7 protein-coding genes are annotated in these 7,952 nt (G+C 66.5%); 6 read left to right on the top strand and 1 reads right to left on the bottom strand.

The window, feature by feature from the left end:
- Positions 1-159 precede the first annotated feature (159 nt).
- Positions 160-1,113, bottom strand: coding sequence for a radical SAM/SPASM domain-containing protein (locus JJL56_RS32375; protein WP_200487875.1), 954 nt, complete (start codon positions 1,111-1,113; stop codon positions 160-162).
- 354 nt (positions 1,114-1,467) lie between these two features.
- Between JJL56_RS32375 and JJL56_RS32370 the strand changes: the two genes are divergently transcribed.
- The 6 genes from JJL56_RS32370 to JJL56_RS32345 all read left to right on the top strand — a co-directional run.
- Complete coding sequence (locus JJL56_RS32370) at positions 1,468-3,654, top strand: hypothetical protein (RefSeq protein ID WP_200487874.1); 2,187 nt, start codon at positions 1,468-1,470, stop codon at positions 3,652-3,654.
- 198 nt (positions 3,655-3,852) lie between these two features.
- Positions 3,853-4,161 carry a hypothetical protein gene (locus JJL56_RS32365; protein ID WP_200487873.1) on the top strand — a complete coding sequence of 103 codons (309 nt, stop codon included), beginning with the start codon at positions 3,853-3,855 and terminating at the stop codon, positions 4,159-4,161.
- A gap of 120 nt (positions 4,162-4,281) precedes the next feature.
- A complete protein-coding gene (locus tag JJL56_RS32360; RefSeq protein ID WP_200487872.1) occupies positions 4,282-5,061 on the top strand; it encodes a hypothetical protein in 780 nt (259 codons plus the stop codon).
- A gap of 61 nt (positions 5,062-5,122) precedes the next feature.
- Positions 5,123-5,434, top strand: a complete 312-nt coding sequence (locus JJL56_RS32355) for a hypothetical protein (RefSeq protein ID WP_200487871.1) — start codon at positions 5,123-5,125, stop codon at positions 5,432-5,434.
- Between the two features lie 171 nt (positions 5,435-5,605).
- Positions 5,606-6,547 carry a glycosyltransferase family 2 protein gene (locus tag JJL56_RS32350; RefSeq protein ID WP_200487870.1) on the top strand — a complete coding sequence of 314 codons (942 nt, stop codon included), beginning with the start codon at positions 5,606-5,608 and terminating at the stop codon, positions 6,545-6,547.
- Positions 6,548-6,594: 47 nt separating this feature from the next.
- A partial coding sequence (locus JJL56_RS32345) for a hypothetical protein (protein WP_200487869.1) occupies positions 6,595-7,952 on the top strand: 1,358 nt, incomplete at its 3' end.

Here is a 7,952-nt window from a genome sequence, read left to right as displayed (position 1 = left end):
GAAGCGGGTCAGGAGCCTGCTGAAGAGTCCGGTCATGGTCGACCTGCGCAACGTCTACAATCCCGAGGAGATGGCCGCCGCCGGCTTCACCTACTCCTCCATCGGACGGCCCACGGCATCCGTCACAGCATGACGGTGCCGGGCGGAAAGCCTGAAAGGTCAGGCTTTCCGCTCTCCCGCGGCGAACCGCAACCGGTGCATGTGTGCGATGCGCCCCTCATCCACGTCGGGAACGGCGAAACAGCAATTCCGGCAAAGCCCTTCCTTCTCCTTGTCGTTCAACAGCGACAGGCGGAACGTCGAGGCCCTGTCATTGGCATAATTCAGAAAGATATCGGGCAGAACCGAGAGGTCACCGGTGATGTAATCGTGGTGGGCAGGCACGTCCGAACGGAAATTGCAGCAAGGCACCATCTTACCATTGTGATCCACATACACCGACCAGAAAGGCATCAGGCACGGAGCGGTCCGCACATAGTCCGACAGGATATCGATCTGCCCAGCGCGATTCGTGCCGTTGACCGCGAAATTGCGACCGTAGACGCGGATCTGCATGTCCTTGTAGGTAAGGGAATATTCGAGCCAGACGCCCTCCTCGTCCCGTGTCAGGACTGCCGGGAGACCGAGTCGCTCCAAGGTTTGGCTAGCGCGCCGGCGAATGGCCTCGTGATCGTACCGCTCGTCGTTCTTCAAGTAGAGCTGGACATTGATGCTTTGTATTCCCGCGCCGTAAAGCTCCAATAGATAATCGTGATCCAGATAATCTCCATTGGTGTTCGTGTGAAGCCGCGCCCTTGGCAGATTTATTCGAGCCTCTAGCAATCTCTCGAGAATAATCCGATCAGATAGCGGCTCATTGTAGCGGCTGTATGTAATCATACCATCATAATTTATTTCTGAAAGCTGTGAAATTATCGATGAGTACATAAGACCAGACATAAAAGAATTTCCTGACATGCGATCTATTTGAGAATTTGGACAGAACCAGCAACGCCGATTGCAGTAAGAGAATATCTCGATCTCGATCATGGTGACGCAACGTCTGAACAGATCGCGTGCCGCCACCGGGTCGGCTTGGAAAACCAATTGTCCTGCATCCAGCCGATCCCACATTCTTCAGTCCTCATATCCGGGCAACGCCTGCCACGATCTTATACCGGAAAGCCGGCGGTTTGACTTGCCCAAACCCGTCTTCCCGGATCGCAACCGGCCCGTGATCCGTCCTGGCCTCCGGGCTGTCTTCACCTCATGCGGGCCTCATGCGGGATGGCGGTCACCGGCGCGGCAGAAAGGGCTCAGGTCTGGAGCTTGCTTTCGCAGCAGAGATACTGGAAAATATCCCCTCTCTTGAAGCGGTTTTATTGCATGCATCTTGCGATGCTGGCAGACATTTCGCGTTCACCGGTGGAATGATTCGTTGAGTGTCGCCGTGAATGCTTACCGTGAGTGCTTGAACGAGGACCAGACATGTGGGTGCCCCCGGCCTGTGAAGCCGATTTCCAATCCTGGGAGGCGACCTCCCTCGCCTTCTGGCATTCGCTGCGCATGGACCGGGAGCCGGAAACCGGAACGGACCGGGGCTGGATCTACGTCGACCTGATGCACGACAACGCGGACTATGTTCTGCGGTCTTTGACGACCGCCGGATATCTGGCGCGAATCACCGGAGGGCGGCTGGTCGCGCTGGTGGGGGCGCCGGGTGCGGTTCCCCGCTCCTGCGCCTCGGTCGATCCCGACCGCGCCCGCCGGGCCGCGGCGGCCTTCGATATATCCCTGGTTGAAGCGGCCCCGGAATCCGGGGATGATCTGGCTTCCTTTCTTCAGCATCTCTGCGAAGCCGCTGCGGAGGCCGGACTGGAAGGCGTCGGCGGATTGCGCGGCGCCCGTCTGCGCTCCCTGCTTCCCCAGGTGCGGCGTGACGGCCTTCCGATCGGCGCCTACGCCTATGAAACCTTCCTGCGCAGCGAATTGCAGCCGACGCTGGACACTCTGTCGGCGCCGTTCCTCACGGTGACGTCCGGCTGCCTGGCGGTGGACGACTGGATTCGCGGGCTGTTCGCCACCCGCCCACCCGCATGGTTCGTCACCGGCCATGCCGATTACAACCCATGGGGAATCATCGGCTGGCGGGCTTTGGAGTCCGGCGCGCGGCTCTGCTGGTTCTCGGTGCACGGCCCGATGGGCGCCCGCCTGCTGTCCGGCCCTCCGCCGGACGATGGCGGACTGAGCCGGTTGGCTCGCCAGGACACGGCGGCGCTGTTCGAAAGCGCGATCTGGCCGCGCAACCGCGACGCCCGCGATGCGGTCGTGGCCTTCCACCGCCGGCGCCGCAGCGGCCGGTTCCACCGGACCTGGAACGTGCTGCGGCAGAGGGAGCATGCCCTGGCCGCGGACACCCGCGACAGGATCGCCCGCGCGTTGCGCACCCGTTTGGGCCTGCCGCCCGAGCGCCCGGTCGTCGCCATCCTGTGCCACGCCATGACGGACACGCCACGGGCCGACCGGCAAAGCCACGCCGATTACGGCCAATGGCTGTCGGACACGCTTGCCTTCGCGGCGGAGCATCCGGAACGGAGCTGGCTGGTCAAGCCGCACCCTCGTGACGAATTGTACGATTCCACCGGCTGTTACCGGAAACTTGCGGAACGGTACGCGGACGTGCCGCACATCCGCTTCGGCGGGATCGAAGACGATGTGTGGCCGCTCGTCTGCGATGTGGCGACCACGGTCCGCGGCACCCCCGGCATCGAATACGCCAGCCTTGGAGTGCCGGTCGTGCTGGCCGGGCACAGCCTTTATTCCGACCATGGGTTCTGCCGGGTCGCGGACAGCGAAGAAGCCTATCATGCCCTGCTTGTCGCACCGCCAGACGAGTTCGCCCTGTCCGCTGAGGCAGTGGAACGGGCGCAACTCCACCTCTATGCGGAATCCTTCGCCTTCTGCGTCACTTCTCCGCTGCTGCCGCCCTTCGGGGAACGGTTCGCCGAGGCAAGCTACTGGCGGGACCGGGCCATCGCCCTGAACTGGTTCGACCTCGCCGACGATCCCTTCTTTCACGCGCTGGAGGACGCGGTGCGGCGGTCGCTGCCGCGCACTCTGGCACCGTCCTTCCGGAGCGGATCGCCGGAAGCCGGTACCGCTCTGGCGAAATCGGCGGAGGAAGCGGTCCTGACGCCTACGGGGCGGCACGGTGTCCTGCCTGTCCTTGTGCCCGGTGAACGCCAACCGATGAACCGCAACGGGAAGGGGCTGGATTACGTCCTGTGCGGCTATCTGGCCGCCGAACCGGACCGGGCATGGATGACCAGCGACCCGATCCTGATGGCGCTGCCTCTGCCGGACCCCGGCCCGGCCGGTATGGGATTCGAGTTGGAACTCGAAGCCACCGCGTTCGTGGTTTCCGGAAACCCGCGCGTGGTGCTTGATATCCTCTTCGACGGGCGGATGGCCGACCAGATGGTTTTCGAGACTCCCGCCAGCCGGACCCTTCGCCTCCCGGTGCCCCCGGAATCGATCTCGAAGGACGGCATCCTCATCATCGCGTTGTCCGGACACCCGGCATGCAGGCCGGCCGACCTGATTCCCGGCAACGGCGATACCCGATCCCTTTCCGTGGGCCTGATCGCGATGACGATTCATACGGTCGGCGGATGAAGGTTTTCCTGCCCCGGCCGCCCTGACCATCCACGCTCGAAGATTCCAAACATGGCGTCGGCGCTTGACGGCGGGCACGGCGCTTGATAAGAACAAAACATAAACGTCCAGAACCCTGCCCGGCCCCGCGCCGCGCGGGGTTTTTCCGTTTCTGCTTTCTGCTTTCCGTTCCCCTCTCCCGCGACAGGAGCCGGCCCCATGCCCATCCTCCCCACCGACGACTTCGGCGAGCGCATCCAGGCGCTGCATCCGAACAGCCCGCAAGCCGTCCCCATCGATGCCGGGTCGCATGCGTCGCTTCCCTTCAGCGCCAAGGCCCGGGTGGTGCGCGTGGTCGCCACCACGCATTGCTTCCTGGCCTTTGGCCCACCCGGCGTCACGGCGACCCCGGCGGACCATTACCTGCCGGCCTATGCGCCGGAATATTTCAGCGTCCTGCCCGGCGAGACCATCGCAGCGACCCGCGCCGCCGGCGACGGCACGCTCCACCTGTCGGAGATGCAGTGATGCCGGCCCGCATCAGCCGGCTCCTCAACGGCGCCTTGCGGAAACCGGACTGGCTGGCGACCCGCGCCCGCTGCGCGCTCGTCACCCGCGACCGCCGCTTTCTCGTCTGGAGATGACACCATGCCCGACCTCGCCATCCATGAGTTGCCCGCCGCGGGGGCGCTGAACGGAACCGAAACCCTGCCGATCGACGACGGCTCCGCAACCCTCCGGACGACGGTCGGCAGCATCCGCGCCGGGCTGGCACCCCAGAGCCATGGGCATGCCATCGCCGATGTGGCGAATTTGCAGGACGCGCTGAACGGCAAGGCTCCCGCCACATCCCCCACCATCACCGGTCCTATGACCCTGAACGGGCCGGCCGCCGGCAACGCCTTCAGCACCGCGAACCATGCGGGGCTGGTGGCGTCCGACACCGGGGCGGTGTGGGGCAGCGGCGGCTCTGTCGTGTTTGCCGCGGCCTCTGGATCATGGCGCTTCGCGGCCATCCGGGGCCATGTCATCGACGGCGCCAACCTGACCCGTGGCCGGATGGATTTCCTGGTCCGCCCGAACAACGGCGACGCCACCCTGTCCATCGGGGCTAGCATGGATCACACCGGCTCCTGGTTCCTCGGCGGCCCCCAGGGCGGCGAAAGCCTGTGCGTCACCGCCGTGCCAGGGGCCAACCGGGGGATTCGGATGGAAGGGTCCTTCGGCGGCGATCCGCGCCTCGGCGCCGGCGCCGGCGCCCGGATCGACTTCTCGGCCATTCCCGCCCTGCCCAGCTTCACCGTCGCCACCCTGCCGGTCCCGACCGCCCGCGGGCTGATCTGCGTGTCGGACGGCGCGAATGGACGGCGGCTCGCCATCGCCGACGGCAGCCACTGGTGCTGGCCGGACGGAACCGGCGTCTCCTGACGCTCGGCACCCGGTTCTCCGTCCGAGCACCGGAACCTACCATCGAAAAGGAAAAACCATCATGCAGACCAGACAGATTCCTTATGAGTTCATGGTGCGCTGGGACCGTGACGGCCGCCTCGCCGGCGCGCATGTGCAATTCCGCTACGTCACGGCCACGGATGCCGGCGCCTTCGTCGGCGAGTTCGTCGGAGCGGCGGAACCGGTCGCCGCCGCGGGTGCGTCCGGTTTCCCGCTGCACGACATCCTGACGGAGATCCACGCGGCGGCACTCGCCACCCTGGAAGCCGTCACCGCCGAGCGCGATGCCCTTGCCGCCCGGCTCGCCGCCGTCGAAGTGCCAGGCGACCGCTCCCCCGGTGAGGCCGACTGACCCCGGCAGATCCCAAGGCTGGTTGGCTCCGTCCGCCGAAGGCGAAGAGCCGGGCGCATTCCCGGGTGGCATGTTCGCAGCGAACGTTCTACACAGACGCTCTGCCCACCGTTCGGTCCGCAATGCCGTGATGCCCACCCGTTGCTCCATGCCCGTCAAGCCCGGCGCGCGATGACCACCCCTGCCATCTCCATCATCACGCCTTGCCTCAACCGGGCCGCCTTCATCGCCGAAGCGGTCGAAAGCGTGATGGCTCAGGAGGGGGCGGAGGTCGAGCACATCGTGGCCGACGGTGGCTCTACGGACGGCACACTGGAGGTGCTGGCCCGCTACCCTCACCTGCGGGTCCTGAGCGGTCCCGACGGCGGCGTCTACGACGCCATCAACCGCGGGCTGTCGGTGGCCCGCGGACCGGTCATCGGGCACCTCAACAGCGACGACCTGCTGCTTCCCGGGGCGCTTGCCGCCGCCGTCCGCGCCCTGGCCGGCACGCCCGGCGCGGACGCGGCCTGCGGCGGGGCCCTGGTCGTCACCACCGGCGCCGGCGGGGAGAACCGGATGGCCTGCCGCTACGACGATCCGGCCATGAAGCGTTTGCGTCCGGTCGATCTGTGCCGCGGGGTTCCGATGATCAACGCGCGTTTCTTCCGGCGCAGCTTGTACGACCGGGTCGGCGTCTACGATCCGTCCTATCGGTATGCCGGGGACCGCGACTTTCTGCTGCGCGCCTGGGTGGCAGGCATGAACACCGTGCCGGTTGCCGAGCCGGTTTACGTCTACCGCCAGCACGCCGGATCGCTGACCATCGTCGGCGGCATGCGGCATACCGTCCCATGGCTTGACGAACATCTGCGGCTCTCCCGCCGCGTCATGGATGATCCCGCCAGCCCGCCGGCCTTGCGCCGGGAGGCTTTCGCCTGGCACGCCCTGGAGGTCGGACGGGCCGCCGCCTATGCCCTGATCGGCGGCAAGACCGGGCGGGCGGTCCGGCTGTCCATCGACGGCGCACGGGCGGACGCCGGCTGGCCGGTCCGTTTCGCCGCCCAGGCAACGGGCGCTTGCATTCGCCGCTTCGGGCAGGCAAAGGATCAGCCCTCCTCCGGCTCTCCCTGACGGTCGGCCCGAACCATCCCAGCGCCATTTCTCCGCAGGCTCTCCCCATGTCCGCGCCGCTCACCGCTTCCAGTTTTTCCACCTTCGTCGAGCGACTGGCCGGCAGCGAACCCGTTACCCGCGTCCTGGCGGTCGGCACCGGACCGGGCCTGGATGCCTTGCGGCTCGGGCTGGCGCGGAACCCGTTGCGCCCGGCCCTGTTCAATGACGGCCTGCCCCTGCCGAGCGCGCATGACGTAACGGAAGCCTGGTTGCGCTTCCGTCATGATGCCGGCCTGCCCCCTTTGAACATTCTTCTGTCCCAGCTTGAACAGGATGCCCGGCGGCAGGCCGCGGAAAGCGACGCGGCGGTTCCGGAGAGGAGCGGACCCGAGGCGAGCCGGAAGCACCAGGGCTTCGGCCTTCTCCTGATCGAGAATGCCGGCCTCGCCGGCCTTGGCGCGCTTGCCCGAGCCGGCGAGGCCAGCGTCATTCTTCTGTCCGATTCCATGGAAAGCATGGGCGCCTGGCTGGTGCGTCGGCGCCTTCTGGAGATGCCGGACTGGGAAGTCATCGGGGAAGACCCGTCCGACACCACACCATGGACAGCTTTCCGGCGCCGTTCGGTGGTGGAGGGGGCGGCTTTGCCGATCCACTTCTTCACGATCGTTCTGAACGGGGAGCCGTTCATCCGCTACCATGAGCGGGTGTTGGCGGAGCTTCCCTTCGACTGGCACTGGCACGTCGTGGAGGGGGTGGCGGCGCTCAAGCATGACACGGCCTGGAGCGTGGCGTCGGGCGGCAAGGTGCTGGACAGCGTGCACGACCAAGGGCGCAGCAACGACGGCACCTCGGCCTATCTGGACGAGTTGGCGGCGCGCTTCCCCGAGCGCGTGACCATCCACCGCAAGCCGCCGGGCGAGTTCTGGGACGGCAAACGCGAGATGGTCAACGCGCCCCTGCCCCACATCCGGCAGCCCGGCCTGCTCTGGCAGATCGACGCCGACGAGCTGTGGACGGCGGAGCAGATCCGCACCGTCCACGCCCTGTTCCAGGCCAACCCCAAGCGCACCGCCGCCTACTACTGGTGCGACTACTTCGTCGGGCCGGAGCGGATCATCGGCACACGCCACAACTACGCCCAGAACCCGCAGCAGGAATGGCTGCGCACCTGGCGCTTCGAGCCGGGCATGGCCTGGGCCGCCCACGAGCCGCCGGTGCTGGCCGACGCGGCGGGCCGGGACCTCGCCCGGATCGACCCCTTCACCCAGGACGAGATGGAGGAGGCCGGCGTCGTCTTCCAGCACTTCGCCTACGTCACCGAGGCGCAGGCCGCCTTCAAGGAAAGCTACTACGGCTACCAGGACGCCCGCGCCCACTGGCGGCGCCTGCAGGAGGCCGCCGGGCCGGTGCTGCTGCGCGACTA

Origin of the sequence: Azospirillum aestuarii (assembly GCF_016632405.1) — a bacterium.
Lineage (GTDB): Bacteria > Pseudomonadota > Alphaproteobacteria > Azospirillales > Azospirillaceae > Azospirillum > Azospirillum aestuarii.
This window is presented reverse-complemented; position numbering and strand designations above follow the sequence as displayed.

Coding starts and splice junctions, on each gene's coding strand:
- JJL56_RS32375 (WP_200487875.1), bottom strand. CDS start 1,113: ATGTGGGATCGGCTGGATGCAGGACAATTGGTTTTCCAAGCCGACCCG.
- JJL56_RS32370 (WP_200487874.1), top strand. CDS start 1,468: ATGTGGGTGCCCCCGGCCTGTGAAGCCGATTTCCAATCCTGGGAGGCG.
- JJL56_RS32365 (WP_200487873.1), top strand. CDS start 3,853: ATGCCCATCCTCCCCACCGACGACTTCGGCGAGCGCATCCAGGCGCTG.
- JJL56_RS32360 (WP_200487872.1), top strand. CDS start 4,282: ATGCCCGACCTCGCCATCCATGAGTTGCCCGCCGCGGGGGCGCTGAAC.
- JJL56_RS32355 (WP_200487871.1), top strand. CDS start 5,123: ATGCAGACCAGACAGATTCCTTATGAGTTCATGGTGCGCTGGGACCGT.
- JJL56_RS32350 (WP_200487870.1), top strand. CDS start 5,606: ATGACCACCCCTGCCATCTCCATCATCACGCCTTGCCTCAACCGGGCC.